The following is a 23,739-nucleotide window of genomic DNA, read 5'->3' as shown; positions in this document are numbered from 1 at the left end:
GGCGCGAACCATTCCGGTTCGGTGTCCGGGCGGTCCAGTTGGGCATTGCATTCGCCGCGTTCACGGACGACGATCAGATCTCGCCGCATCCCAGCGCGGCGATCGTCCTCTGATGACCACATGTTTAGGTAACAAATGAGCACGACGGATCTCAACAGGGTACGACGCAGGCACCGGTTACGGTCGCTACGCGCCGGATATGCATTTCGTATCGGCGTGCTTGCCATCATGATCAGCGCCGTGTTTGTCGGCAACCATCCCGGCGCACAGGCGAAGCAGGGTGTGCTGATCGCCGTGTACGCACTCATCGCGGTGTCGGCGGCAATATTGGTGTTTTCTCGCGTCAGTTACTTGGTCACCGGCGACGCATTGGTGTTGATGCTCACTTTGGTGGACATCATCGCCTTGGTGGGCTTCAAGATGTTGTCTCCAGGCGGATACCTTCCGCTGTTGGTGATGGGGCTGTTGCCGGTCCTGGTCGCCATTGGGGTGTCCTGGCGACCGTCTGCGGTGGTTTTGGCAGGGATCTTCGTAGTCTTCGCGGCAGAGTTCCTACGAGACCCGGCAACTGTGCCGCGGATCGGCTGGGCTCAAAGCGCGCTTCTGGTGGCGATGTACGCATTCTTTTGCGGCACAAGGCTAGTCGTCACCGTCGTTCGGACACGGTATGAAGACGAAATTGCTGAGTTAACCACTTCCCGTGAGGCGCTGCTCGCCGATACTATGACGGCTTCGGAGGCGCAGCGGCGTCAAATCAGTGAATCGATCCACGACGGCCCGTTGCAGGATGTACTGGCGGCGCGTCGAGACATCGTGGACTACCTCAAGCGAGCCCCGGCCACAGAGCTCGACAGAGCGGTCGCCAGCCTGCAAAACGCCTCAGCGCGACTGCGGGATGTGACCTTCGAGCTTCATCCCGCCGTGCTCGAGCAGGTGGGCCTGGGGGCCGCGGTGGAAAAGTTAGCGTCGCTCACCGCCGATCGGTCAGGCATCACGATCACAACCGACATTGAATACACCGGCCGAAACGCCGTCGATCCCATGATATTCGGGGTCGCCCGCGAGTTGCTGTCGAACCTGGTCCGTCATTCCCGTGCGGCCCATGCGTCAGTCACGATTGCGGTCGTCGATGGTGTGTGCCGTCTCGATGTGGCCGACGACGGCATCGGGTTCACGGGTGATGTCGCGGCGCGCCGTCTCGCCGAGGGCCACATCGGTCTAGCCTCGCAACGCGCGCGTGTCGAAGCCGCCGGCGGAACGTTCAGAATCGTCGACGCACCCGTGGGGGCACATGTACACGTAAGGCTGCCGCTGCGGCGGTGACTCCAAGGCGCGAGCTCGGGGCCCGGAATTAGGCTCGGGCAGAAGGGTTTTCCGGGCGCAGCGGTCATGTCAGTTACGTTGGCGTGTTAGTTGAACATCGCGTCTCCGTCACACGAAAAGCGTGAGAACCACGACGACGGTCTGGGCGAGCACCGCGGCACCGATCATGTGCAGCTCCCTTCGGGGAGTGATATGCCTTATCGTGGGGCGGCGCTCGAGTGTCCGCTGGCGCTGTACACCAATCAGATATGCCGCCGACGCGATCGTCGCGGCGAGGGCAGCTGGAACGAACACGAACCGTCCGTTGTGCTCGTCCGGGTACTTCATTGACAGCAGTGCGCCGTTGCGTATCCCCCTCTCGCCATGTCCCGTCTCGTCATCACCCACCACTGGCCTCTCTTCCGTTTCTTTTGCTCGTTGCCCGCGTCTGCGGCGGCCCACGTTCCGTCGCTGCCGGCCTTCCGCAACCCGCGAAGACCGAAATGCGTTACGCCCGAATGGGCCCTGAATATCGGGATCATCGACGAAGCCACCGGTTGTTGGCCCGAATATCGCGGATGATGCGATCGGGCCGCGGGTCGACTGTTATCCGGCAGGCGTTTAGAGCGTCTTGGGCGCGCTCTTCGGCTTGCCGGGGGGTGTCGCCGATGCAGACGATGTAGGCCGCGTGATACATCGAGGCTGGAAGGCCGGTGGTGGAGTCCCCGGGCCGCAACATGATCTGAACCTCGATGACACCGGGCAAACTCAGCATGTACGCCTCGTCGGGCATGGCCGTGATGACGCCGGGATCGATGGGTATGGCGCGCCAGGCGATGGAGCCCGCCAAGTGCGTCGCCGGTTCGGTGGCCGGCTGGTGCCCGACGAGTTGGTCAGCCATGAGCGAGAGGTTGTCTATTCCGTAGCGCAGCTGCAGCATTCGGGGAATCATCAGACCGCCGGGACGTGCGGCGAATTCACCCACCAGCCACTGGCCCGATCGGTCCCTAAAGACCTCGCAGTGCCCGAAACCATGGGTGACGCCCAACGCCGAAGCGGCGGCGCGGGTCAGCGCGCATACTTCGGCCGCTTCGGCAGAGTAGGGGTCCAGCCACACCGATCCAACCGCGGGGTCCGACAGAATCGGCTTGGAATAGCGGCCGGCCAGGCAATGCACTTGCGTGCCCTCATGGAACAGAATCGCAGTGGTATTCGGCGGCGACGTCGATGCACCGCTCGGCCAGGTAGCTGATGCGACCACTGGCTGTGCTGATGGTCGTGGATTGAAAGTATGCGGGCAGCTCGCCCGGCGCGCCGAACGCGCCCCGCGACGCGAGGTGGTCGAAGTTGTCGTGGTTGACGCGATGTGTGTTGATGGAGCCGAAGCCGCAGCGCGGTTTGACGATGATGTCACCGCCGGTCGCGTCGAGGAATTCGCGGATGTGGGCCCCGCTGCGCACGACGCGGTGCTCGGCCACGCGGATGCCCGCGGCCGTCAGGCGCGACTTCATCACCGACTTGTCGGTGCACGCGACGGCGCTGTGATGGTCTTGCCCGGCCAGGCCCAACAGGTCTCGCAGGAAAGCGGCAGCCCGAATGCAAGGTTCATCGATTGTGGCAACGGCGGTCACCCCGAGCGCTTCGAATTGGCTTGCGAGGCCGGCAAGTGCGTTGTAGTTGTCCCAACGGTCGATCGACGTGATGCGATACTGCGGCCGGGTGGACTCGCGTAGCCGTCGGACGCTGTCCGGTATCAACGCGATGGTCTTCTGACCGCGCGACGCCAGGAATTCCTCGAGGCGCGGACGATACAGGGACAGTACGGCAATCATGATCCGAGACGGTCTCGGCCGGCGTGGGGATGGTGTTGCGCTGACGCCGTGGTGTCGTCCGCCAGTTCGTATAAGCCTTCACCGTCGAGATAGCACCGAGTCCAAAGGTCGCGCAGCAACACCTCGTCCACCTCATGCATCAGTGTGAGCGGCAACCAGATAATTCGCGGGTAGCGGGCGAATGCTTTCCGACCGACCACGGCGGTCCGGGTGTTTGGCGTTGCCCGATCAGTACATGCCCTCACGTCTCGCGTGCGCGCCGTCACGCTCATCGGCCGAGCGTAAAACGCGTGTGGCTCAACGAACATCCCCCGATCGGGCCGCGGGGGTGACCAGGTGCCTTCCGGCTACCGGATGATCTGCGAGCGACATTGACCACTCGGAAACGAGTGTGCATACAACCGGCGCCCGGCGCGCGTGACATGCCCACACCCAGCGACCGGCCCCCCGATCGGGGGAGCAAGACCACTGCCCCGAAACGTCTGATAGGCGGATCCATTGCCCGCGCGGTCGGCCGTAACGTGCGGATATGCGCACGACTTCAACCAGCCGCAACAACCGGCGAGCCACCGGTCGTAGCGTGCTGAAAGTGCCATCGGGTGAACTGCCCGACGACAAAGAATTCCCGCGGCGGTCCGAGCGAGACGAAGGCGCGGCCGCCGGCCCTGGCATCCGAACGTGGTTGTCGTGAATGATCGCGGCGACAATGACCCTCGGGTGTGGAACTCGATATGACGCAGATCGAACGTGATCGAATCCTCCTCCACCGGGTGTGCCGGGAGGCAGGTCTAGCGCCGTCGGACGGTTACCCGGTGATCGCTACCAACTACGGCCCGGTGCGCGGCCGCGACGATGGGTGCACCAAGTCATGGCAGGGCATCCGGTATGCCACGCCGCCGGTCGGCCAGCTGCGCTGGCGTGCGCCGCAGCCACCCGAGCCGTGGACCGAACCCGCCGACGCGACGCGACCCGGGTCCGTCTGCCCGCAGCCGACGGACCCGGCCGTCCCGCTCGATCTCGGTGCGCCGCAGCATGAAGACTGCCTGACACTCAACGTCTGGGCATCGTCGGACACCAAGCCGGGCGACGCGAAGCCCGTCATGGTGTGGGTGCACGGCGGCGCTTATATTTTCGGATCCGCCAGCCAGCCGCTCTACCACGGTGGAGCGCTGGCCGGCGGCGGCGACGTCATGGTCGTGACGATCAACTATCGCTTGGGCGCGCTGGGATTTTTGGACCTGTCCTCGTTCAGCACACCGTCGCAGCAGTTCGACTCCAACATCGGCTTGCGTGATGTGATCGCCGGACTGCGCTGGGTGCGCGACAACATCGCCGCGTTCGGCGGGGATCCCGGCCGCGTCACACTGTTCGGCGAATCGGCCGGCGGCTCGATCGTCACCACCTTGCTGACTACGCCGGCGACCGAGGGGCTGTTCGCCGGCGCCATCGCGCAAAGTTCGCCCGCGACTTCGGTTTACGACAGCGCACGCGCGCGGCGGGTCGCCGAGATGGTGCTGGACAGGCTCGACACCGATGTCGACCAGCTACGCGTTCTCCCGATCGAGGTGCTCATCGACGTCTCCAAGGAGGTGTTCGAGAACGTACCGCAACTGACCCCCGGAACGCTGGCGTTCGCTCCGATCGTCGACGGTGACCTGGTGCCGGACTATCCGGTGAAGCTCGCCCGCGAGGGCCGTTCACATCCGGTGCCGCTGATCATTGGCACCAACAAGGACGAGGCCACGCTGTTCCGGTGGATGAAGTCGCCACTGATGCCGATCACGCCGAAGGCGATCCGCGCGATGTTCACCAAGATCGCCGCAGAGCAGCCCGGGGTGCAACTGCCGACCGAGGCGCAGATTGGCTCCGCCTACTCCGGCATCCGAGTGAAGGCCCGGGGGATGGGTGTGGCATGTGACCTCGGCTTCCGGATGCCGTCGCTGTGGTTCGCAGAAGGCCACCGGGCGGTCGCGCCGGTATACGTCTACCGGTTCGACTGGACGACGCCGATGCTGCGCGTCCTGCGTCTCGGCGCCACACATGCGGCCGAGTTGCCTTATATCTTCGGCAATCTCGTCCAGGGCCCGAAGGACGTCACATTCCGGCTCGGCGGCCTGAAGACCGGGAAGGCCGTTTCCGGGCGGATCCGCGCCCGGTGGCTGAACTTCGCGACCCACTCGAAGCCGACGGGCCTACCCGGCGAACCGGAGTGGACTTCATATCAGGGGGTCGACCGGGCCTGTCTGATCATCGACAAGTGCGACACGGTCACCCACGATATCGACGTGCGCATCCGCGCTGCATGGGGAGGCCAGCCGCTGAACTTCCGCTAGGTGGCCCGCGGTGTTACGGCTCAAGCCAGCGTCTCCATTGGTGGACGGAATCCAGAGTGCCGTCGAAAAGGGCCGAACCAGTTCAGTTCTCGGCGGCGCGGGGGCGGGAGCTCGGGGTCGTCCCTTCGGGCAGGCCGGCTCAGCGGCGCGGCGTCATCGCGGGCGCCGAACGCAGACAATCCTTGATGACCGGCAGCAGATTCATCGTCTCCGCCAACAGGACGAATATCGCCAGAACGATGCATATCACGTCCATCCTGATCCCCATTCTGCGCGTCGTAATTCATGCCGTATGACTGTTTATCCGGCAACCTCTCGACAACTGTCTCGCGAGGATTCGTCAGTGTCACTCCGTTAAATGCCCCCCGACGCGAACGGCTGCCCATCCCCCGATCGACGGAATCCGCTGTCACTACGGCCGTTCGGCCAACGAACCGCGACCCGTACCCGCATTGCGAAACGGCTCCGTCAATCGGGGGGTGCAGATTCATCCCCGGTTCTAGCCAGTCCGCCGATGGGCATCACCGAATCGATGCAGGACCGTAATGGTGTGGTTGCGATCACGCAAAGTGAATCCGATAACCGACCGCGATCACACATCTCGCACCGTCAGCGATAGGAGACGTCAGTGTCGTTCGTAGCGACTGTCCCAGAACTGCTTGCGGCGGCGGCTGGTGACTTGCAGAGTGTGGGCGTCGCGATAAACGCCCGGAGCTCGGTCGCGGCTGCCCCCACCGCCGGGGTGATTCCGGCTGCCGCCGACGAGGTATCGGCAGTAACGACAGCGCAGTTCGTCATTCACGCCCAGATGTATCAGGCAGTGAGCGCCCATGCCATGGAGATTCACGAACTGTTCACCACCACTCTACGGACCAGCGCCGGTTCATATGCGGCCACTGAGGCCGCCAACGCGATCACGGCCTCGGACTAGCCGCCAGGGGACGAGAAATGGATTTCGCAGCGTTGCCGCCGGAAATCAACTCCGGCCGAATGTATTCCGGCCCCGGATGCAGGTCGCTGCTAGTGGCAGCGGCAGCATGGAGCGAGCTGGCCGCCGAGTTGCACTCGGCGGCAGCCGCGTACGCGTCGGTGATCTGTGGGCTGACCAGTGGGGTGTGGCTGGGCCCCTCATCGATATCGATGGCCGCCGCGACCAAAGCCTACGTGTCGTGGTTGAGTTCGACCGCCGATCAGGCTACCGAGGCGCATGTGCAGGCCAACGCTGCCGCGGCTGCCTATGAGGCGGCGCACGCCATGACCGTGCCCCCGCCGATGGTCGCGGCCAACCGTGCTCTGCTGATGTCGCTGATTGCGACCAACATTCTCGGTCAGAACACCCCGGCGATCGCGGCCACCGAAGCCCTCTACGCCGAGATGTGGGCCCAGGACGCCGCCGCGATGTACGCCTACGCCGCCGCATCGGCCGCCGCGGCAACACTGACACCGTTCACGGGGCCGGCGCCGACTACCAACCTGGCCGGACTGGCCGGGCAGGCGGCCGCCGTTGCCGCGGCGGCGAGCAACTTGGCCGGAACCCGCTCGCACATCGACCTTTCGGCCGCGCGACGGGTGGTATCGGAGGTACCCCATGCGCTACAGGCGCTAGCGGTGGCCACGCCGCCGCTTTGGGTGTACACCATCGTGCAGTCGATTGCCAGCATAAGTGTCGTGGCTTCGACGGTCGTGAGCACGTGCATGGGGTGCATAGGCACTGTCAACGGCCTCGTTGCCAAACCCGGCGCCGCAGAGATAGCGGCGTTGGGATCGCCCGCAGAGGAAGTGGGTTCCGGTGCCGGCGCGATGGCTTCAGCAGGTCACGGCGCCGGTGGGGCGGCGATCTCGGCGAGGCTGGGCAATGCTGTATCGGTCGGGGCGATGTCCGCACCGCCGGGCTGGGGCGCAGCGGCCCCGCCGAAGACCCCCGGCATGGCGGCGTTGTCGGGTAGCGGTCTGGGCGCCACGCCGACGGTTGCGGAAGGCGGGCCGGGCATGCCCGGAATACCGATGGCGACGAGCGCCGGTCGAAGTGGTGGCGAATCCACACCGCGATACGGATCGCGCCTCACCGTGATGGCACGTCCGGTTATGGCTGGATAACAGCGCAGCACTGCCAGAACGCCGGCACCCACCCTGCGGAGACCGCTGCCCTCCCCCGATGGGGGGAGGAACTTTCGTCCGCCAGATCGGCCATTTGTCCGAGGTACCTGGAGTCGTGGCCGGACGAGAGTGGGCGGTGAAGGAAATTCACCGACAAGTACGGATCGAAATGAACGGCACTGCATTACCGATGTGGAACGACACAGAGCCGACGCACGAGGCGTCTGGGCGCGCGCGGTCTTGGTTATCAGCCGGCGCGCGGGTCTTCGCGATGGCCGCAGTGGCGGTGGCCGTCAGCGTCGCGGTCCCCGCCCACGCCCGAGCCGACGCCTGTGCAAGCGTCGGCGGGGCCCGCGTCTCTGTTGGCGGGTGCACCGACATCGCCGGCACCGTCGAACAATACGTACCGCCGCCGGCGTATTACCCGCCGCCATCGGCAGCGGAATCCGCTCCACCCCCGCCGCCGCCGGCTCCGGCCGGCAGCGTCAGCGTATGTGCCAACGTGGGTCGGCACGTCAACGTCAGCGGATGCGTCGGCACGGGCTAGTCCGAGTCCGCCCACCACAGAACGCTCGAGAAGGGACTGATCATGACGGAGACTGCCGCGCAGGTGATGCGGGAAAGTCTGCCCATCGCGGATCGCAAGCACGTCGGGTTGACGACATATGACGCGAAGGATCCGAATAGTCACTATCCGCCGATCACGATGTTGCGCCCACCGGCGGGTGCGCCCAACGTATTGATCGTCCTGCTTGATGACGTGGGCTTCAGCGCCTCTTCGGCATTCGGCGGCCCTTGTCACACACCGACCGCCGAGCGCCTCGCAAACGGCGGCCTCAAGCTGAACCGCTTCCACACCACAGCGCTATGCTCGCCCACCCGCCAAGCGCTGTTGACGGGCCGAAACCACCACTCGGTCGGCACCGGCGGGGTCAGTGAGCTGGCCACCTCGGCTCCCGGTTACAACAGTGTGCGCCCGAAAGACAAAGCGCCGATTGCGGAAACGCTTCGGCTGAACGGGTATTCGACAGCCCAGTTCGGAAAATGCCACGAGGTTCCCGCCTGGGAAGCTTCCGCGGTCGGGCCATTCCATCAGTGGCCGACGGGTTCCGGGTTTGAATACTTCTATGGCTTTGTCGGGGCGGAGGCCAATCAGTATTACCCCGGGTTGTACGAGGGAACCACCGCGATCAAGCCGCCGAAGACTCCGGAGGAGGGCTACACCCTCACGGAAGATATTGCCGACCGCGCTGTCAGCTGGGTGCGCCAGCAGAAAGCCCTTGCTCCGGACAAGCCGTTCTTCATGTACTTCGCGCCGGGAGCCACACACGCCCCGCACCACGTTCCCGCGCAGTGGTCGGACAAGTATCGGGGCAAATTCGATGACGGCTGGGATGTGTTGCGTGAGCGGATCTACTCGAGGCAGAAACAGCTTGGCGTAATACCGCAAGACGCCGAATTGACCCAGCGGCACACGGAGATTCCCGCCTGGGACGACATGCCGGCCGACCTCAAGCCCGTGCTGGCTCGGCAGATGGAGATTTACGCCGGTTTCCTAGAGCAGACGGATCACGAGGTGGGTCGGGTGGTCGACGCGATCGCCGATCTCGGTGTTCTTGACGACACCCTGATCTTCTACATCATCGGCGACAACGGCGCCTCCGCCGAGGGCACTCCGATCGGCTGCTTCAACGAGATGACCACGCTCAACGGGCTGGCGGGCATCGAAAGCCCGGAGTTTTTGAAGAGCAAGATCGACGACTTCGGAACGCCGCGCGCCTATAACCACTACGCCGTCGGCTGGGCGCACGCGTTGTGTACGCCGTATCAGTGGACAAAGCAGATTGCGTCGCATTGGGGCGGCACCCGCAACGGGACGGTTGTGCAGTGGCCCAACGGGTTTGCCGAGAAGGGCCAGTCCCGTCAACAGTTCCATCACGTGATTGACGTCGCCCCCACGATCCTGGAGGCGGCGCGACTACCCGCCCCGGTGTCGGTAAATGGGATTCAGCAGGCCCCCATCGAAGGCGTGAGCATGCTCGGCACGCTGCGCGACGGCACCGCGCCCGAAAATCACGATCTGCAGTACTTCGAATGCCTCGGCAACCGAGGCATCTACCACCAAGGCTGGATGGCGGTGACCAAGCACCGCACGCCATGGCTGCTCGACGCGCCGGCATTCGACGAAGATGTCTGGGAACTCTACGCACCCGACGACTGGACTCAGGCCCACGACCTCGCTAAGGACGATCCGCAGAAGCTGGCAGAGCTGCAACGGCTTTGGCTCATCGAGGCGGTGAAGTACAACGTGGTGCCACTCGATGATCGTTCGTTCGAGCGGTTCAATCCCGACACCGCCGGGCGTCCCAAACTGATCCGCGGAAACCGGCAGCTGTTGTTCCCCGGGATGCGAGTCAGCGAAAACTGCGTGCTGGTGCTCAAGAACACCTCCCATTCCGTGACGGCGAGCGTCACCGTGCCCGAGGCCGGTGCCAACGGCGTGATCGTCGCCCAGGGAGGTCTGGTCGGCGGGTGGGCGTTATATGCCCACGAAGGCCGGCTGAAGTATTGCTACAACTTCCTAGGCATCCACCGATTCACGGTGACCGCCGATCAGCCGATCCCCGCCGGCGAGCACCAGCTCCGCATGGAATTCGCCTACGACGGAGGCGGACTCGCCAAAGGCGGTGATGTAATGCTGTATTACGACGGCGCCGCGGCGGGTAAGGGGCGGGTGGACATAACCCAGCCCATGGCATTTTCGGCCGACGAAGCATGCGATGTCGGGCGCAGCACCGGGTCACCATGCTCACCGGACTACGCTCCCACCGGCAATGCTTTCACCGGCGAAATCGCCTGGGTACTGCTTGAAATCGGCGGCGACAGCCAGAACCATCTGATCCAACCGCAGGACCAGCTACTCGTCGCCTTGGCGAAGCAGTAGGCGGATAGGCGCGGATAGCGGATTGCCCACTGCAGTGCAGAGGTTGCCGCCGACCCCGAGGTTGTTCCGCGCCGGCGTCAGCCGTGGGGCGACTCGGAGATCTTGGAGTCCGGCTTGCCCAGCGTTTGGCACCACGTCGTCGCCGACAAACGCGTGGCAGATATCTCCATACTGGTCGGGTCAGTGCCGCTCTTGTCCTTGAGCATCTTGCTGACCTCGTCGTTCTGCTTCTTCTCGTCCTGCGTGGTGAAGTCCTTGCACTTGGTGTCGCCTCCGGTGTTGATCACCTGTGAGGCAGAACACGCGCCGGACAGCAGTGCGGCGACCGCAACCGTTGCCGCAGCGATTCGCTTCATCATTTGCCCTCCTGGGTTCGCAGTGGGGTATCTGTACACCAAATCGGCTGGTTTCAAACCTTACCTGCGCTTTGCACCGGCAAGCCGAGCGTTTGCAGGGGCGCGCGCAGGAGCCGGCTGGAGTCTGTGCATCCTTGCCGCTCAGTGGGAATAACTCGGTAGGCGGGTTTGTCCAATACCTGTCGTCGGCCGCCCGCGCTCTTAGGACCCCAGGGGAGGAAATCCGTGCTCTCGTCGAAATGGTCGACCGACCTGACGACTGGGCCACGACCGGCGTCCGACACCGTGGCCGAGCGCCCAGACCCCGGTGCGGCGCAAGTGACCTTCGTCAGCGTCTTGGCCTTGTTGTTGTCAACGGGCTGGATAGCCAACCACTTCGTCGCGCTGATGCCCGTGATCAGCGACCGCCAACACCTCGATGCGACCAGGCTCGACGCCATCTTCGCGATCTACGCGCTGGGATTGCTGCCCGGGCTGCTCGTCGGCGGGCGGCTGTCCGATGCGCTCGGGCGTCAGGCGGTGGCGCTGGCCGGCGCGACGGCCACTCTGGTGGGGACGGTGGCGATGCTGCTCTCGCAGCAACCCGACGTGCTCCTGGTGGGGCGGTTGGTCGTCGGAATCGGGGTTGGTCTCTTGATGAGCTCCTGCACCGCATGGGCCTCCGACCTGAAAGGTCCCGCCGGCGCGGGCACCGCCGGGGCGGTGTTGCTCGGCGGCTTCGCCATCGGTCCGTTCGCTGCGGGTCTGATCGCGCGGTCCGGACAACCCGGCATTCGATGGTCGTTCGGGCTGGCCGCCGCCCTTGTCGTGGCGGCGATGGTCTTCTCGGTCGCGGCCGTGCGGCGCGGCAGCGCGACCGCACCGGCGACGACGCACGACTGGGAGCCGTCGGCGGCGGCGCGGCAGGGAACCGCGTGGGCGCTGAGTTGGGCCCTGCCGCTGGCCCCGTGGGTGTTCGCGTCGGCGACGCTGGGATTCATCACGATTCCCAGCCGGGTGCACACCGGGTTGGCGGCGCCCCTGGCCGCTGGCACCGCCACGCTGATCGTCAATGGCGTCAGCGGAGGAGTTCAGGTACTTGCCCGCGCGCTCCGCTGGGGGCCGCATGCCGGCACCGCGGGCGCGGCGCTGGCCGCGCTCGGCTACACGGTCACCGCGGTGGCCCCGCCGACCATGCCGCTGCCCCTGGGCCTGTCGGTGTTCTTCATCCTGGGGTGCGCGTCAGGTCTTTGCCTGCGCGAGGGCTTGATCGATCTCGAAGCCGCGGCGCCGCGGCGCCTGCGGGGTGCGCTCGTGGGAGCGTTCTACGTGGTGACCTACATCGGCTTCGGCCTGCCCCTGATACTGACCACGGTCGGGCCCGCGGTCTCCACGATGATTCTGGCCGCGATGTCGCTGCTCGCGTTGGCAACGGCGGTCAGTCGCGCGATGCGGCTGCGACGGGATCGTCACCGCCAGAGCTGATTCAGTGGTCGATGTCCTATGCCGCAACAACTTTGCATCGCGCGGCAGCGGCGAGCCGCGTTGGCGAGTTGCTGACAACGCTCAACCCGCCTAAACGCCGCCATGAGCGAATGGCGTTGCGCGTTATCTCCACGACCCGGGCGGCTCCTACATCCCCGTTAGCCAATCTATGCGCTTTGAGGGCGTTGCCGGTTACGGCATCTAGCGTGTCCCAGTCGTCGGTCTCGACGAGTGCGGTCGATTGATAGGCGGCCCGGACCGCGTACCGTTCGGCGGTCACCGGCGTGGTACCGACCGCGCGCGCGGCGCGGGCCGCGCCATCCCATTCCGCGATTGGCGGCGTCTCGCCGGGGACGAGCCGGCGATGCAGTTCGGCGATGGCCGTGATCGCCTCGGCCGCAGCGTTCTCAGCGTATTGCGCCACGCCCCACGGAGGGCTGACCAACAGCTTGGCCACCCATGGGTGCATGACGGTGTCGGCGACATCGGCGGTGCCAACCGTTAGCCACCCCAAGTCGAGTACCAGCAGGCTGTCCTGCGGTGAAAGATAGCCGTCGGGCCCGGCAAGCAGGTCATTGCACAACTGGACGAAGGAGGCGAGCGGGCGGGCCGAAGTCGCCGGGAAGTCGGTGATGTGCTCGTCGCCGTTGATGTATGAAATCGCGTTCATTGCACACCCTTTGCCCGATGCGGGCTGATGCGATCCTCTGGCCAGTCTCAGCGGGTGGGTTATTGGGTCCAGGTCCATTTCAGTTGCTTCCTACGGCTCGCCTTGAGGGCTCGGGGTCATAGCCGGGTACCGTTTCTGACGGCGTCCGGCCGCCGGCGCGATAGCACACATGCTATGGCAAGTGAAGTCTTGGCAGGTCGCGACACGGTAGCCGGATTTCCCGGGACAGTTCGACTGGCGCACACGGCGGCCCGCGAGCCTCGGCGGTTAGAGCAACTCGCGTAGCGTCTCGATCAGCTTGATCCGTTCGGCGGGGGTATCGGCGATAGGCGACACGTTCAAGGTGGTCACTCCGGCCTCCCGAAACGCCCCCAAGCGCTCCTTGACGAAATCGCGCGAACCGATCAGGTTGACGTCACGCACGAGTTCGTCGGGCACCACCTTGGCCGCGCCGTCCTTGTCACCCGACAGGTAGAGCTCCTGGATCCGGTCGGCCTGAGGGCCGTAGCCGTACTTGGTGGCCAGGGTGTGGTAGAAGTTCTTGCCCTTGGCGCCCATCCCGCCGATGTAGAGCGCCAGGTGCGGCTTGACGAATTCGCGTAGTGGCTCGACGTTTTCGCCGATGGCCAGGACCGGTCCGGCGAAGATGTCGAGGTCTCCCAGCGCGGGGTCGCGCTTGGCCTGCCCGGCGGCCAGCGCCTCACCCCAGACATCGCGCGCTTTCTCCGGCAGGAAAAAGATCGGTTGCCAGCCTTCGGCGATCTCGGCGGCCAGCTCGACGTTCTTGGGTCCCAGCGCGGCGACCAGTATCGGGATGCACTCTCGGACAGGACGATTGATGAGCTTCAGCGGCTTGCCGAGGCCGGTGCCCTGGCCGGCGGGCAGCGGGATCACATAGTGCTTGCCTTGATGTTGCAGGGTTTCGCGCCGCCACACCTTCCGGCAGATGTCGATGACCTCACGGGTGCGCGCGATCGGGGCGTCGTAGGGCACCCCGTGGAAACCCTCGATGACCTGAGGGCCGGAGGCGCCCAGACCGAGCGTGAACCGGCCGTCGGAGACGTAGTCGAGACCGGCTGCGGTCATCGCGGTCAGCGTGGGGGTGCGGGTGTAGAGCTGCAGGATGCCCGAGGCCAGCTGAACCCGTTCCGTGCTCGCCGCCAGGTAGCCCAGCGCGCTCACCGCGTCGAACGAATACGCCTCGGGGACAAAGACGATGTCCAACCCGGCGCGTTCCAGGTCGGCCACTTCGGCGGCGACGTCCTTGAACCCGCCCGCATAGTTGATCCCCAATCCGATCCGCATGCTCACGATCCCTTCGCGACGGCGAACTGGTCGGCGAGTTCGACGGCCTCCTGCTGGATGCGCCCGAACTGGGCGCCCATCGCATCGGACAGCGCCGTCGCGCCCGACAGCGGCCGCACCATCACCATGAACTCGTCGATGAGCCCGTCGTCGTCGAAGTGCAGGAAGTCGCAACCGGTGATCTTCACCCCCGGCGCCCCCGCTATCGCGGTCTCGAACACGAGCGCGTGGTCGCGGCCGTTGGCGTCGGCGATCTCGCGGATATAGCGGAAGTCCTCGAAGACCCGCAAGACACCACGCAGGATCGCCGCGGTTATCGGCTTACCCACATAGGGCTTGAACGCGACCGGACTGATGAACACCACGTTGTCGGCCAGCATTGCCTGGATGGCGCCCTCATCCCGTTCTTCAACCGCCTTGCGAAAGGGATGCGCAGCAACCACGAGACACCCGCCTTAGTCAATTTATTTAGTAGGTGGGGTTGACGGTAGAGGCCGTTCGCCGTCGTGTCGATGTGCGGTTAGTCACTTTTTTGAGTATTCGCATTGTTAAGCTGGTCACCGTGTCGCTGCGTGACGCGGTGCTGGCCGCACTCCTCGATGGTGAGGCCTCCGGATACGACCTGGCCAAGCGCTTCGACGCCTCGGTCGCCAACTTCTGGATGGCTACCCCACAGCAGCTCTACCGCGAACTCGACCGCCTTGCCGAGCAAGGGTTGATCCGGGCGCGCGTCGTGCAGCAGGAACGCCGACCCAACAAGCGCATGTTCTCGCTGACCGAGTCGGGCCACGACGCGATCCGGGAGTTCACTGCCCGGGCACCGAAGCCCTCGGTGATCCGCGATGATCTCGCGGTCAAGCTGCTGGCCGCTGATGCCGGTGACGCGCGGGCCGTCCGCGACTTCATGGCGGAAAGGCTGCAACGCGCGAAGACCAAACTTCAACGCTACGAGCGGATGCGCGCCCGGATGCTCGACGGCCGCGGCGAGAAGGAATACCTGGCTCAGAACGAACGGGTGGGACCGTACTTGACGCTGCTGCGCGGAATATCGTTCGAGGAAGAGAACATTCGATGGGCCGAGCGTGCGCTGACCATTCTGGACGTCCGCCTCTCGCCGCACTAAACCGTGGTGTCCACCGCGTCACCCGGGTGCTGCCGGCCGATCAGCTCGTCCTGACCCACCTCCGGGACGTTCCCGTCGCCATCGCTCCCTCCGCGTTTGGTCGGCTTCTTCTTCGACGGCTTCTGCGGCGCCGGCCCGTCAGTGCTCCCGGAGGGGCGGTGACCGTTGTGCGTCGCCAACCCGATCGACGCGCTGACCGTCTCGATGGCCTTCTCCGTGTACACGCGATAGCCGAAATTCGGCAGGTAACCATGGATTTCGGGGGTGTCGAGGTCACGCATGAACTGCAGGATTTCCCGGCTGAACACCTGGCCCGGGACCAGCACAGGAAATCCCGGCGGGTAGGGCGTGACGTACGTCGCCGAGACGATGTCGGCTCCGGCGTCCAGCCGTTCGAGGATCTGCTCGCCCATGAGGTATTCGCAATTGGTGTCGTCGTAGGAGAGATAGAACGCTCGTCGGACATCACCTTCGGGCGTCGGTTCGCTGCCGCCGTGATCCAGGAACGCCGGGTGGAAGCCGCTGAAATCGGGTAGCGGCAAGGACATTTCGGTCAGCCGGTAGACCGCCTGCGCGAAGTGTTCACGCTCACCGAGACTCATCTCGGAAATGTTCTGGTCCAGCTCGCGGGCGATGTTGACCAGAACTTCCACCAGGAACGCGACCGAGCTGCGCGTGGTGCCGATGTTGGTCATGAAAAGCACGCTGTTGCGTGACGTCTTGTTGATCTGAATCCCGTAGCGGTCCATCAACTGTTGGCGTTTGAACGTGTCCCCGTCGTAGCCGGTGGGCCCGATGAACAGCGTGATTCTCGACGGGTCGAGCACGAACTCGTCCTGATCCCAGGCGGCCATCATGTTGCGCAAGCCCGAGCGCAGCGGCTGCGCGATGGCCGACGGCCGGAAGTCCTCCGGGATCAGATCGGACGTGCGAAGGCACCTCATGTACTTGCTGAGCAGGGGGTGGTTGTCGATCGCGTCACGCAGCTGCATCGCGTTTTCGATCTGCCGCTGCACCAGCTCAACGCCTTCCAGCGCCACCTGTCGGCGGCCGAGGTCCAGCGACGCGAGGATCTGGTAATTCGGCGAGGTCGAGGTGTGCGCCATGTACGCCTCGTGGAACGGCACGGCCACCTTCTGGTCGAAGTCCTGATCGAAGACATGGATCATCGAGCCCTGCCGCAACGCGGTCAGCGTCTTGTGCGTCGACTGGGTGGCATACACCCGCACCCGCGCGCGCGCCGGGTCCGGAATGAGGCGGCGGTCCAGCAGATCGTCGTCGTCGGCCGAATCGGCTGCCAGCTGCTCCTCGAAGCGGCGCTTGTAGTCGGGATCGGCCAGCCGCTCCCGCAGCGCCCGCGCCGAGGCCATGGCGGTGCGCTCCCGGTAGACGGGGTGGAAGCGGGCGAACGCGAACCACGCCTCGTCCCACAGGAACACCAGGTCAGGCTTGATGGCCAGGCATTCCTCCATAACCCGCTCGACGTCGTAGACGATGCCGTCGAAGGTGCAGTTGGTCAGCGACATCATCTTGACGCGGTCGAGCTTGCCGGCGCGCTTGAGCGCCAACAACTTCGACTTGATCTCGCGCAACGGCACCGCGCCGTACATCGAGTAGTCGTTGAGCGGGTAGGCCTCGAGGTAGACCACGTTCGCCCCGGCGAGCATCATCCCGTAGTGATGTGACTGGTGGCAGTTGCGGTCCAGCAGCACGATGTCGCCCGGGGCCACCAGCGCCTGGGTGACGATCTTGTTGGCCGTCGACGTTCCGTTGGTGACGAAGTAGGTGTGCCGGGAACCGTAGGCCTGGGCCGCGAGCTGCTGGGATTCGCGCAGCGGCCCGGTCGGCTCGAGCAGCGAGTCGAGCCCGCCGCAGGTTGCCGACGTCTCGGCCATGAACACGTCGAGGCCGTAAAACCCGACCATGTCCCTGATCCAGTGCGAGTTGACGATCGACTTGCCCTGCGAAATCGGCAGGGCGTGAAAGACACCCGTGGGCCGGTGGCTGTACTGCTTGAGCGCGCTGAAGAACGGCGTGCGGTAGCGCGCCGCCACGCCCTGCAGGATCGACAGGTGCAGCTCCAGCATGCCTTCACGTGCGTGGAAGACGCGGCGGAAGTACTGGCCAAGCCGCCCGGCGATGTCCTCCACCTCGATCTCGGTCATCAGATACAGGTCGAGTTCGGGCCGCAACTTCGCCAGCGACACCGCGAGGATCTGCGCCCGTTCCTCGGGCGACTGGTGATCCGCCAACTCGTGCGACACCCCGGTATCGACGAACTCCGCCAGCGCCGACAGGTCCCGGGTCGATTGGTGCGAAAAGCGCCGCCGGATCACCACCGCCTGCAGATTGACGTTGAGCCGCGCGGCGATGAGGGCCTCGTCGCCGCTGGACACCACGACCAGCTCGTAGACGAATTCGTCGTCGGGGCGCCGCCACTTGCGGACCTCGTTGCGGAGCGCCCGCTCCTGGTCTTCGGTCATCTTCTCGACGACGAGCACCTCGAAATAGGGACGGTCGCGCTGGGTGGCCGGTTGATGTTCGGCGAGCTGGCGCGGATCCGACGGGAACATGTCCAGGTCGTCGGCTCCGGCGTTCTCCACGTCACCCGAGCGGTACGACTCGGTGGTCAGCGCGCGGTTGATCTGCACCAGTGCCTGCGCGAACTTGTCATAGCTGCCGGCGGCGAAAAGCCGTTGGACTCGTGCGAATTGGGGCGATCCGGGGTAGGCCCAATACGGTTCGAGAGCGCTCAGGCGAGTGAGCAACTCCTGACAGGTGTTGATGCACTTCGCTTTCAACTCGCCCTCGGTGGTGGGGCGCGTCAGCCGATCGGCGGCCTCCTCGAGCCGGCACCATGAGTCGCTGCGGACCTGCCACAGACTGTTGTAAGCGCGCAAGTGTTCCGTCATGGCCGCCCTTCCTCGGTCCGCGGCGACTCCCGGTCTCGGAGCGTCGGTCAAGGCTCGCAGACCCAATCCGCCCGCCGGTTGCCCGCGGGCAAACAATGCGCGTCCGTCGGGTGACAGCCCGGCCAGGCGGCGGTAACGGGTCTTCCGGCCACCTGTTTAGCGCCGCCGGCCACGGGTAGGCGTCTCTCAGACGCGAATCACGACTTGAGGGAGGATTACCGTGGCTTCCGGGGAAACCGGCTTCGACGATGTGACCTACGACCTTGTTTCTGTGCAATACCACTCGCTGAAGGCCGGGCACGACTACGGCCAGTATGTGCGCGATGCCAAAAACGCCGGACTCGACGACATCGCGTCATTCTTCGAGGAAGTGATGGCCGAGGATTCCAAACGTGCGCAACGGTGTCATGAGCTACTGGTCCAGCTGACCAAGTAGCACAACAAGATTGGCTGCCGGCCCGAGCGGACCGCACCGCCCCGCTGCCCATCGGCTACCGTCGATGCCATGACTGAAGTTTCCGCAAACGCCCGAATCGACGACGTCGCCCCGGGCGACATCATCGCCGTCGACCGCGGCGCCGGCGCGCAGCCGTACAAGGTGGTCTTCAAGGACTTCACCGATGGCCGATACCTCGTCACACTCGAGGGCGGCGGTGAGACCTTCCAGCTCGACATGGCGCCCGGCACCACTGTGACGAGGTCGCTGGCGTCGAAATGGGAATCGGTGCAGAGCCCCACCCCCCGCTCGGAGAATTGAGCGAACGTCACGCTGTCGCGGGTTGAGTGGTTCTGCCAGCATGGAGGCCGTGGCCGCGGAGCCTAGCGGCGGGTATCGCTCGAAAAAGCGGGAGTTCGAATGGCTGACATCACCACGTTGATCGGCGCCGACCATGACTGGTTCCGCCAGCAGTTCGCCAGGCTGGACTCGCTGCGCGGGCAGGAAGCCGTCAACCATTCCGCGCTCGAGCGAGTTTGGCGTCCCCTCGCCGACAAGCTCGACGTACACGCCTATATCGAGGAGAAGATCTTCTACCCGCAGCTGCTGAGGCGCGGGACCAACGATCCCGAAGGCGAGACGCTCGATGCGATCGGTGATCACAACGACATTCGCGACGGAGTGCGCGACGCCGACGCGGCAGAGGTGGGCACCGAGGAGTGGTGGGCGGCCGTCGGGCGCACCCGATCGGCCAATGACGACCACATGAGCGAAGAGGAGCGGGACGGGTTGCCGGACTTCCGTCGCAGCGCCCCGATCGGCCTTCGCGAGGCGCTCGGGCGGCAATACAGCGAGTTCATGGCCGAGCATCCCACCACCGAGGGTTTGTCGATCGTCGACCGCGATCCGAAGCGCTATGTCGAGGACGTCGAGGGCACGTCGTCATCCCACCGCGCGGACTTTTCGCTTCGGATCGGCAGCCTGAAAGGTCAATGAGCCATGGCAAGCACCGATACCGACGTCGTGGCGATCACGCAGTTGCTCAACCTTTACGGGTTCGCCGTGGACAGCCAGCGGTGGCAGTTGTTTGACTCCATCTTCACCGCCGACGTGGTGGCGGACTACGGGGCGTCATCGCGATGGAGCGACCTCGCGCGCTTCAAGGCGGACTTCGCCGCCTATCACGACCCGTTCGACGCCACCCAACACACCATCTCGACCCACGTGGTCCGCGCCGAGGGGGATGTCGCGCACAGCTTTTGCAACGGCGGCTGGCGACTGGTGCGCAAGGCCGCCGACACCGGGCCCCTGTGGGACGGGACGGGCTGGTATGACGACGCCTGGCGGCGCACGCCCGCCGGCTGGCGGATCACCCGGCGGACGTGCCGCATCGCCTGGTGGACCGGCAACCCGTTGGTCACCGAGGCGATCCCCGGGGTGAAGTTCGACCTGGCCACCACCGCCCTGCGACGCGAGGCGGCCGCCGGGCGGGTCGGTGTGCTCGGGCCCGCGCCGGGTGGTTAACTGCGACCGTGCGCAGAGAACCGGGATTGGCGCGACGCTTCTTTGATCGATTCGAGCCGGTGCATGCGGTGACCTACTTCGCGCCGGAGGCGCGGGCGGCTTTGGACGGGCTGGGTTACCGGGGCTTCTGGATGGGCTATTTCGCCGCGCGATCGGCGCCGCTGGGCATCATGCCGCGCGAGGTAGTAACCGCGGTCTTCTATAACTTCGCACCCGAGCGGGTTGCCAAGGCCCTCCCGGCCGCGTGGGAGATCGCCGGCCCGGAGGCCGCGCTGCGCGCCCGACGGGAGTCCGCCGTGGCGGCGCTGCGCCGCTATGGCGTCGCGGATGAAAATGTCTCTGTGACAGCGGAATTGGCGGGCCGGGCGGCGCGCGAGGCGCCGCTCGACGGACGGCCACTGTTCGCCGCGAACCTCGCGCTGCCCTGGCCGGAGGATCCGCTTGCCGCGCTGTGGCATGCGACCACGCTGTTGCGCGAGCAGCGCGGCGATGGGCACGTGGCCGTACTGGCCGCCGCCGGCGTCTCGGGCCGGGAGTCCAACGTATTGCATGCCGCGGCGGGCCGGGTCCAGCGCGACTACATCGCCCGCACCCGCGACTACGACGAGGCGGCGTGGCGTCATCACGAGCAACGGCTGGCCGAGCGGGGTCTGCTCAACGACGACGGCTCGGTGACGGCGGCCGGCCGCCAATTGAAGGACCACATCGAATCGAGCACCGACACGCTCGCCCTGTCGGCGCTCGACGCGCTCACCGACGACGAGGTGGAGACGCTCTTCCAGGCGCTCACCCGGATCACCCGGGCGGTGATCGCCGGTGGCGACATCCCCGCCGCGACTCCTATGAGCTTGCGCCGCGACGACTTAGACGACGGCAGCGCACATGTGGTCGGCGGCTAGCGGATGACCAAGGTCGATATCGCCGCCCTGCTCGCGCTTGCTTCCGCGCTCTGTGTCGCGGTTGGCGACGTGCTGCAGCAACGCGCGACGCATCGGATCAGTGACAAGTCGGCCGGCCAGATCGAACTGTTCGCGAGGCTGCTGGGAAACCGGCGCTGGCGCTGGGGCGCCCTGCTGCTCGTGGTCAGCATCGCATTGCAGGCGGCCGCGCTGGATCAGGGGTCGGTGCTGCTGGTGCAGGCGTTGCTGGTCCTGTCGCTGCTGTTCGCCCTGCCCGTCAGCGCCAGGCTGTCCGACCGCAGCGTGACCGTGCGCGAGTGGATCTGGGCCGTGCTGCTCACGGCCGCGGTGACGGTGATCGTCACCGTCGGCAACCCGCAGGCCGGCCGCACGGGCGGATCGTTGCACACCTGGGCCGCTGTGCTACTGGTATTGGCGCCGCTGCTCGCCGGATGCGTTGTGGCCGCACGCGTTTGGGGAGGAGCCCTGGCCGCGATGCTGTTGGCCTTCGTGTCGGGTTCGCTCTGGGGCGTCTTCGCGGTGCTCACCAAGGCAGTTGTCCACCGGCTCGGTGACGGCGCGTGGGAGGTGCTGCAGACGCCGGAGCTCTACGCCTGGGTGCTCGTCGGGCTGGGCGGTTTCGCGTGGGAACAGTCGGCTTTTCGCGCTGGTTCCCTGACGGCATCGATGCCCACGCTGGAGGTGTCCCAGCCCGTGGTGGCGGCGTTGCTCGGAGTGGTGGTGCTCGGCGAGACCCTGGAAACCGGCGGCGCCGGGGCGATCGTGCTGGCAGTGGCGGCGCTGGTGATGACGGGCGCCACCGTCGAGCTGGCGCGCGTCGATGCGGTTGCGACGAACAATAGGGTCGAGGCCCCACCCGACGGGGCGGCTATCGGGCGCTGACCGGTTGTGCCCCAACGTGATCCATGGGCGATCCGCTGCCGTTGGCCACGTCGCGGTCGGCCACGGCGGTAGCCAGCGCCGTACCGTTTCGGATCGTCCCGATGATGTCGACGTGGTCGTTGATCGCGAAATGTGAAGCGGCGATTGCGGATCGGCTGCCGTTGGTGATGAAGGCGGTGTTGGGGGTGACGAGATAGGTCTGGGTGTACCCGTCAGCGCTGCGCGCGGTCACCGAGTCCGCGGACACCGCGATCACGGTTCCCTCCTGGCGCACCGGCTGCGAAACCGGGGCCGGCCCCAAGGTCGCCTCCACCGTTGGCTTTTGGGGCTCGGCCGTGTTGGTCACCAACGCGGTCAGGCTCGCGGCGCACACGACCGCACCGGTGACGATCTCGCAGACGGTGGCAACGCTCCGCATTTTGCGCGGCGGCCTTCGAAGCGCCGGCGGTGTTTGCTCGGACGGCTCGGTCATGCGGTGCTTTGCGCCCACGGTCAATCCTTCCTTCGGTTTTGCGTCGACAAACGCCGGCGCCTACCGAATCAGGTTGTTGCTCGTGGTGTTACCCGCAGCGCTGCGGTGATAAACCGCGCGGGGGCCTCAGCCCTTGGCGAGGGTGAATTGCGCGACGTCGGTGTAACCCTCGCGGAACAGTTCGGCGCACCCGGTGAGGTACTTCATGTACCGGTCGTACACCTCTTGGGACTGAATCGCGATGGCGTCGTCGCGGCGCGCTTCGAGGGCCGCCGCCCAGGTGTCGAGCGTGCGGGCGTAGTGCAGGCGCAGCTGCTGGACCCGCTTGACGGCGAAGCCGGCGTTTCCGGCGTGCTGCTCGACAGCGCTGGCGTTGGGCAGGTCCCCGCCCGGGAAGATCTCGTCCATGATGAATTTCATGAACCGGATCTTGGTCATGGTGATGGGCAGTCCGCGTTCGGCGAACTCCTCCTCGCTGGGCTTGATGATGGTGTGCAGCAGCATCACGCCGTCGGCGGGCAGCGCCTCGTAGGCCATCTTGAAGAAGTCGGGGTAGCGGTCGCGTCCGAAGTGCTCGAAGGCTCCGATCGACACGATGCGATCCACCTTGTCGTCGAACTGCTCCCAGCCCTGCAACAGCACACGCTTGGTTCGCCCGCTGGGATGCCGGTCCAGGCGTTGTTGCACGTGCGCCTGCTGGTTGCGGCTCAGCGTCAGGCCGACGACGTTGACGTCGTAGCGTTCGAGCGCGCGAACGATCGTCGTGCCCCATCCGCACCCGATGTCCAGCAGCGTCATGCCCGGTTGCAGGCCGAGCTTGCCCAGCGAGAGGTCGACCTTGGCGAACTGTGCCTCTTCGAGCGTCATGTCGTCGCGCTCGAAGTACGCGCAGCTGTAGGTGCGCGTCGGGTCCAGGAACAGCGCGAAAAAATCGTCGGACAGGTCGTAGTGCGCCTGCACGTCCTCGAAGTGCGGCTGCAAGCCGGCGGCTTCGCTCTTATTCTCGGGCACGGCACAACCCCTGACGTGGACTTTTGTTGGTCTCAGCGGCGTGTGATCTCAACCGCGCGAGTTACTGGGCCACCAGTCTATCCGTCCGGCTGACGGGCCACGAATCGTCCGCTTCGCATGCGGGATCCGGCGCCGACACGTTTTTCAGGTGTGGGC

The 23,739-nt window shown here is 65.6% G+C and carries 25 protein-coding genes; 14 read left to right on the top strand and 11 right to left on the bottom strand.

Annotation, left to right across the window (positions count from 1 at the left end; genetic code table 11):
- Positions 1–135: 135 nt before the first annotated feature.
- Positions 136–1,323 (top strand): sensor histidine kinase, encoded by a 1,188-nt coding sequence (locus tag A5787_RS14560; RefSeq protein ID WP_066967952.1) that lies wholly within the window; start codon positions 136–138, stop codon positions 1,321–1,323.
- Between the two features lie 108 nt (positions 1,324–1,431).
- Here A5787_RS14560 and A5787_RS14555 read toward each other — a convergent pair whose 3' ends face one another.
- The 3 genes from A5787_RS14555 to A5787_RS14545 all read right to left on the bottom strand — a co-directional run bounded on the left by A5787_RS14555 (position 1,432) and on the right by A5787_RS14545 (position 3,134).
- The gene (locus tag A5787_RS14555; protein ID WP_082977226.1) at positions 1,432–1,713 is read right to left on the bottom strand and encodes a hypothetical protein; all 282 of its coding nucleotides are present in this window, start codon (positions 1,711–1,713) and stop codon (positions 1,432–1,434) included.
- A 127-nt stretch (positions 1,714–1,840) separates the two neighbouring features.
- A complete protein-coding gene (locus A5787_RS14550; RefSeq protein ID WP_066967949.1) occupies positions 1,841–2,479 on the bottom strand; it encodes a hypothetical protein in 639 nt (212 codons plus the stop codon).
- Between the two features lie 10 nt (positions 2,480–2,489).
- Positions 2,490–3,134, bottom strand: coding sequence for a hypothetical protein (locus A5787_RS14545; RefSeq protein ID WP_066967946.1), 645 nt, complete (start codon positions 3,132–3,134; stop codon positions 2,490–2,492).
- Between the two features lie 812 nt (positions 3,135–3,946).
- On the opposite strand from A5787_RS14545, the gene A5787_RS14540 reads away from it, so the two are divergent.
- Positions 3,947–5,467, top strand: a complete 1,521-nt coding sequence (locus A5787_RS14540; protein ID WP_231993986.1) for a carboxylesterase/lipase family protein — start codon at positions 3,947–3,949, stop codon at positions 5,465–5,467.
- Positions 5,468–5,606: 139 nt separating this feature from the next.
- On the opposite strand, the gene A5787_RS28500 is transcribed toward A5787_RS14540, so the two are convergent.
- Complete coding sequence (locus A5787_RS28500; protein WP_255361724.1) at positions 5,607–5,735, bottom strand: hypothetical protein; 129 nt, start codon at positions 5,733–5,735, stop codon at positions 5,607–5,609.
- A 360-nt stretch (positions 5,736–6,095) separates the two neighbouring features.
- On the opposite strand from A5787_RS28500, the gene A5787_RS14535 reads away from it, so the two are divergent.
- The 4 genes from A5787_RS14535 (at position 6,096) to A5787_RS14525 (ending at position 10,508) form a co-directional block, all read left to right on the top strand.
- Positions 6,096–6,398, top strand: a complete 303-nt coding sequence (locus A5787_RS14535; protein ID WP_066967943.1) for a PE family protein — start codon at positions 6,096–6,098, stop codon at positions 6,396–6,398.
- A 17-nt stretch (positions 6,399–6,415) separates the two neighbouring features.
- On the top strand, positions 6,416–7,564 hold the full coding sequence (locus A5787_RS14530; protein ID WP_066967940.1) for a PPE family protein: 1,149 nt from the start codon (positions 6,416–6,418) through the stop codon (positions 7,562–7,564).
- Between the two features lie 271 nt (positions 7,565–7,835).
- Positions 7,836–8,111: a hypothetical protein gene (locus A5787_RS26735; protein ID WP_082977224.1), complete on the top strand. Its 276-nt coding sequence runs from the start codon at positions 7,836–7,838 to the stop codon at positions 8,109–8,111.
- A gap of 42 nt (positions 8,112–8,153) precedes the next feature.
- Positions 8,154–10,508, top strand: a complete 2,355-nt coding sequence (locus A5787_RS14525; protein ID WP_066967937.1) for an arylsulfatase — start codon at positions 8,154–8,156, stop codon at positions 10,506–10,508.
- 77 nt (positions 10,509–10,585) lie between these two features.
- Here A5787_RS14525 and A5787_RS14520 read toward each other — a convergent pair whose 3' ends face one another.
- Complete coding sequence (locus tag A5787_RS14520; RefSeq protein WP_066967934.1) at positions 10,586–10,867, bottom strand: hypothetical protein; 282 nt, start codon at positions 10,865–10,867, stop codon at positions 10,586–10,588.
- Positions 10,868–11,149: 282 nt separating this feature from the next.
- On the opposite strand from A5787_RS14520, the gene A5787_RS14515 reads away from it, so the two are divergent.
- Positions 11,150–12,328 carry an MFS transporter gene (locus tag A5787_RS14515; RefSeq protein WP_369829118.1) on the top strand — a complete coding sequence of 393 codons (1,179 nt, stop codon included), beginning with the start codon at positions 11,150–11,152 and terminating at the stop codon, positions 12,326–12,328.
- 16 nt (positions 12,329–12,344) lie between these two features.
- On the opposite strand, the gene A5787_RS14510 is transcribed toward A5787_RS14515, so the two are convergent.
- The 3 genes from A5787_RS14510 to A5787_RS14500 all read right to left on the bottom strand — a co-directional run bounded on the left by A5787_RS14510 (position 12,345) and on the right by A5787_RS14500 (position 14,746).
- Entirely contained in the window at positions 12,345–12,998 is a 654-nt protein-coding gene (locus A5787_RS14510; RefSeq protein ID WP_197507137.1) for a hypothetical protein, read from the bottom strand.
- A 267-nt stretch (positions 12,999–13,265) separates the two neighbouring features.
- Positions 13,266–14,303 carry an LLM class F420-dependent oxidoreductase gene (locus A5787_RS14505; protein WP_066968150.1) on the bottom strand — a complete coding sequence of 346 codons (1,038 nt, stop codon included), beginning with the start codon at positions 14,301–14,303 and terminating at the stop codon, positions 13,266–13,268.
- 2 nt (positions 14,304–14,305) lie between these two features.
- Positions 14,306–14,746 (bottom strand): nuclear transport factor 2 family protein, encoded by a 441-nt coding sequence (locus tag A5787_RS14500; protein WP_255361723.1) that lies wholly within the window; start codon positions 14,744–14,746, stop codon positions 14,306–14,308.
- A gap of 119 nt (positions 14,747–14,865) precedes the next feature.
- Here A5787_RS14500 and A5787_RS14495 point away from each other — a divergent pair, with 119 nt between their 5' ends.
- Positions 14,866–15,426: a PadR family transcriptional regulator gene (locus A5787_RS14495; protein WP_066967925.1), complete on the top strand. Its 561-nt coding sequence runs from the start codon at positions 14,866–14,868 to the stop codon at positions 15,424–15,426.
- Here A5787_RS14495 and A5787_RS14490 read toward each other — a convergent pair.
- On the bottom strand, positions 15,423–18,338 hold the full coding sequence (locus A5787_RS14490; RefSeq protein WP_066967922.1) for an aminotransferase class I/II-fold pyridoxal phosphate-dependent enzyme: 2,916 nt from the start codon (positions 18,336–18,338) through the stop codon (positions 15,423–15,425). The two genes, A5787_RS14495 and A5787_RS14490, sit on opposite strands and share 4 nt — an antisense overlap.
- A gap of 220 nt (positions 18,339–18,558) precedes the next feature.
- Here A5787_RS14490 and A5787_RS14485 point away from each other — a divergent pair, with 220 nt between their 5' ends.
- The 6 genes from A5787_RS14485 (at position 18,559) to A5787_RS14460 (ending at position 22,100) form a co-directional block, all read left to right on the top strand.
- Positions 18,559–18,774, top strand: a complete 216-nt coding sequence (locus A5787_RS14485; RefSeq protein ID WP_066967920.1) for an acyl carrier protein — start codon at positions 18,559–18,561, stop codon at positions 18,772–18,774.
- Positions 18,775–18,843: 69 nt separating this feature from the next.
- The gene (locus A5787_RS14480; RefSeq protein WP_066967917.1) at positions 18,844–19,095 is read left to right on the top strand and encodes a hypothetical protein; all 252 of its coding nucleotides are present in this window, start codon (positions 18,844–18,846) and stop codon (positions 19,093–19,095) included.
- Positions 19,096–19,194: 99 nt separating this feature from the next.
- Entirely contained in the window at positions 19,195–19,770 is a 576-nt protein-coding gene (locus A5787_RS14475; RefSeq protein ID WP_066967914.1) for a hemerythrin domain-containing protein, read from the top strand.
- Positions 19,771–19,773: 3 nt separating this feature from the next.
- A complete protein-coding gene (locus A5787_RS14470) occupies positions 19,774–20,298 on the top strand; it encodes a nuclear transport factor 2 family protein (RefSeq protein WP_066967911.1) in 525 nt (174 codons plus the stop codon).
- Between the two features lie 8 nt (positions 20,299–20,306).
- Positions 20,307–21,197 carry a hypothetical protein gene (locus A5787_RS14465; RefSeq protein WP_066967908.1) on the top strand — a complete coding sequence of 297 codons (891 nt, stop codon included), beginning with the start codon at positions 20,307–20,309 and terminating at the stop codon, positions 21,195–21,197.
- Positions 21,198–21,200: 3 nt separating this feature from the next.
- Positions 21,201–22,100 (top strand): DMT family transporter, encoded by a 900-nt coding sequence (locus tag A5787_RS14460; protein WP_066967905.1) that lies wholly within the window; start codon positions 21,201–21,203, stop codon positions 22,098–22,100.
- On the opposite strand, the gene A5787_RS14455 is transcribed toward A5787_RS14460, so the two are convergent.
- Positions 22,087–22,590, bottom strand: a complete 504-nt coding sequence (locus tag A5787_RS14455; RefSeq protein ID WP_066968147.1) for a hypothetical protein — start codon at positions 22,588–22,590, stop codon at positions 22,087–22,089. The two genes, A5787_RS14460 and A5787_RS14455, sit on opposite strands and share 14 nt — an antisense overlap.
- Positions 22,591–22,698: 108 nt before the next feature.
- Positions 22,699–23,583: a cyclopropane mycolic acid synthase family methyltransferase gene (locus tag A5787_RS14450; RefSeq protein WP_066967902.1), complete on the bottom strand. Its 885-nt coding sequence runs from the start codon at positions 23,581–23,583 to the stop codon at positions 22,699–22,701.
- Between the last annotated feature and the right edge of the window lie 156 nt (positions 23,584–23,739).

The organism is Mycobacterium sp. 852002-50816_SCH5313054-b, assembly GCF_001667185.1.
GTDB lineage: Bacteria > Actinomycetota > Actinomycetes > Mycobacteriales > Mycobacteriaceae > Mycobacterium.
The sequence above is the reverse complement of the archived record's forward strand: the minus strand, read 5'-3'. Positions and strand labels throughout refer to the sequence as shown.